This window comes from Micromonospora sp. NPDC050980, from assembly GCF_040653835.1.
Classification (GTDB): Bacteria; Actinomycetota; Actinomycetes; order Mycobacteriales; family Micromonosporaceae; genus Micromonospora.
This window is the reverse complement of record NZ_JBFAGS010000066.1, coordinates 1-2,154: the sequence shown is the minus strand read 5'-3', so window position 1 is coordinate 2,154 and position 2,154 is coordinate 1. Positions and strand designations below refer to the sequence as shown.

At 68.8% G+C, this 2,154-nt stretch carries 2 protein-coding genes; both read left to right on the top strand.

The features are described 5' to 3' along the window. Window positions 1–70 precede the first annotated feature (70 nt). Window positions 71–1,294 (top strand): IS21 family transposase, encoded by a 1,224-nt coding sequence (gene istA / locus AB0H28_RS30005; protein WP_358047497.1) that lies wholly within the window; start codon window positions 71–73, stop codon window positions 1,292–1,294. Then, complete coding sequence (gene istB, locus AB0H28_RS30000) at window positions 1,294–2,085, top strand: IS21-like element helper ATPase IstB (RefSeq protein WP_358047495.1); 792 nt, start codon at window positions 1,294–1,296, stop codon at window positions 2,083–2,085. Before istA ends, istB begins: the two co-directional genes overlap by 1 nt. The last annotated feature ends 69 nt before the right edge of the window (window positions 2,086–2,154 follow it).

Genomic DNA, 2,154 nt, shown 5'->3' with positions numbered 1-2,154 from the left:
TGTCGGTTCCGCCTGAAAACTGACCATGTGGTTCCGGCTGAATCGGGACCACCTCCTGAAGCATCGGGAGGTGCTGAGCGTGGAGGACTGGGCGGAGATCCGGCGGCTGCGGCGGTCGGAAGGGATGGCGATCCAGGCCATCGCTAGACGGTTGAGGATGTCTCGCAACACGGTGAAGAAGGCCCTGGCCAGCGACGAGCCGCCACGGTACCGGCGGGCCGCGAAGGGGTCGATCGTGGACGCGGTCGAACCGCAGATCCGGGTGCTGTTGGCGGAGTTCCCGGACATGCCCTCGACGGTGATCATGGAACGGGTCGGGTGGACCCGGGGAAAGACGGTGTTCTGCGACCGGGTACAGCAGTTGCGGCCGTTGTTCCGCCGTCCGGACCCGGCGCAGCGCACGGAGTACCTGCCGGGCGAGTTGGCGCAGTGTGATCTGTGGTTCCCGCCGGCGGACGTGCCGTTGGGGTTCGGGCAGACCGGCCGGCCTCCGGTGTTGGTGATGGTGTGCGGCTACTCGCGGTGGCTGTCAGCGGTGATGATCCCGTCTCGGCAGTCACCGGATCTGCTGGGCGGGCACTGGACGCTGATCTCCGGATGGGGACGGGTGCCGAAGGCGTTGGTGTGGGACAACGAGTCCGCGGTCGGGCAGTGGCGGGCGGGACGGCCGCAGCTGACCGAGACGATGAACGCCTTCCGCGGCACCCTGGGCATCAGGGTGATCCAGTGCCGGCCGGCGGACCCGGAGGCCAAAGGGCTGGTCGAGCGGGCCAACGGCTACCTGGAGACGTCGTTCCTGCCCGGGCGCCGGTTCGGCTCACCGGCGGATTTCAACGCCCAACTCGCCGAGTGGGTGGTGCGGGCGAACAACCGCCAGCACCGGATGTTGGGCTGTCGTCCGGCGGAGCGGTGGGACGCCGACCGGGCCGCGATGGTGTCGCTGCCGCCCGTGGCACCGGCGGTCGGTTGGCGGCAGAGCACACGTCTGCCGCGTGATCATTACGTGCGTTTGGACGGCAACGACTACTCGGTGCACCCGGCGGTGGTCGGCCGACGGGTCGACATCGTCGCCGACACCGATCGGGTGCGGGTGTTCTGCGACGGCCGCCAGGTCGCCTCGCATCAGCGGTGCTGGGCCAGGCATCAGAGCATCACCGACCCGGCCCATCGTCAGGCCGCCGCCGACCTGCGCCAGGTCGCCCGGCAGGCACCGGCCCTCACCGCTGAGGTCGAGCACCGGCGGCTCAGTGACTACGACCAGATGTTCGGCCTCGACGAGGAGGTGGCAGCCTGATGGCCACCAAGACCAGCAACCGCGACGTCACCTCGGAGATCGCGTTCCTCACCCGCGCGTTGAAAGCGCCCTCTCTGGCCGCCTCCGTGGAACGTCTCGCTGAACGGGCCAGGGCCGAGTCGTGGACGCATGAGGAGTTCCTCGCCGCCTGCCTGCAACGTGAGGTCGCCGCCCGGGAGGCCCACGGCGGTGACGGGCGCATCCGCGCCGCCCGGTTCCCGGCCCGCAAGAGCCTGGAGGAGTTCGACTACGACCACCAACGGTCCCTGAAACGGGAGACCATCGCCCATCTGGGCACCCTGGACTTCGTGGCGTCGAAGGAGAACGTGGTGTTCCTCGGCCCGCCCGGCACCGGCAAGACCCACCTGTCCATCGGCCTGGGGATCCGGGCCTGCCAGGCCGGGCACCGGGTCGCGTTCGCCACCGCAGCCCAGTGGGTGTCCCGCCTGGCCGATGCCCACCACGCCGGCCGCCTGCAGGACGAACTGGTCAAGCTCGGCCGGATCCCACTGCTGATCGTCGATGAGGTCGGCTACATCCCCTTCGAAGCCGAAGCCGCGAACCTGTTCTTCCAACTGGTCTCCAACCGCTACGAACGCGCCAGCCTGATCGTGACCAGCAACAAGCCCTTCGGCCGGTGGGGAGAGGTCTTCGGCGACGACGTCGTCGCCGCAGCCATGATCGACCGCCTCGTCCACCACGCCGAAGTCATCTCCATGAAGGGCGACAGCTACCGACTCAAAGACCGCGACCTCGGCCGGGTCCCACCGGCCACCAAGACCAACGACTAAAGATCAACCAAACCGAGGTGGTCCCGTTTCAGCCGGACCACGGTGGTCCCGGTTGGGCCGGCGTTGACA